1 protein-coding gene is annotated in these 580 nt (G+C 70.5%); it reads left to right on the top strand.

The annotated features are described in order from the left end of the window. Nucleotides 1-580: MFS transporter (locus tag KUM32_RS36150; protein WP_217146135.1), on the top strand; the 580-nt coding region annotated here is incomplete at both ends.

Genomic DNA, 580 nt, shown 5'->3' with positions numbered 1-580 from the left:
GTCATCGGCTTCGCGATGTTCGGCAGCATGACCTACCTGCCGACGTTCCTCCAGGTCGTCCACGACGTCACGCCGACCATGTCCGGCGTGCACATGCTGCCCATGGTGCTCGGGCTGCTCATCGCCTCCACGGCCTCCGGGCAGATCGTCAGCCGCACCGGCCACTACCGCGTCTTCCCCATCGCCGGCACCGCCGTCACCGCGCTCGGCCTGCTGCTGCTCCACCAGCTCGACCGGCACAGCGGCGTGGTCGAGATGAGCGCGTACTTCTTCGTCTTCGGCCTCGGGCTCGGCCTGGTGATGCAGGTCCTGGTGCTGATCGTGCAGAACGCGGTGGACTACGCGGACCTCGGCGTGGCCACCTCGGGCGCCACGTTCTTCCGCTCCATCGGCGCCTCGTTCGGCGTCTCCATCTTCGGCACGATCTTCGCCAACAAGCTCGGCCCGCGCATATCCGACGCGCTCGCCGGACAGCCGCTGCCACCCGGCGTGAGCCCCGACTCGCTCAGCGCCGACCCGCGCGCGGTGAGCGGACTCCCGCCCGGCGAGCGCGCCGGCGTGCTCGACGCGTACGCCGCCT

This window comes from Streptomyces sp. AC627_RSS907 (assembly GCF_019049165.1).
Note: the sequence above shows the minus strand (reverse complement) of the source record. Positions and strands in the feature narration are given on the sequence as shown.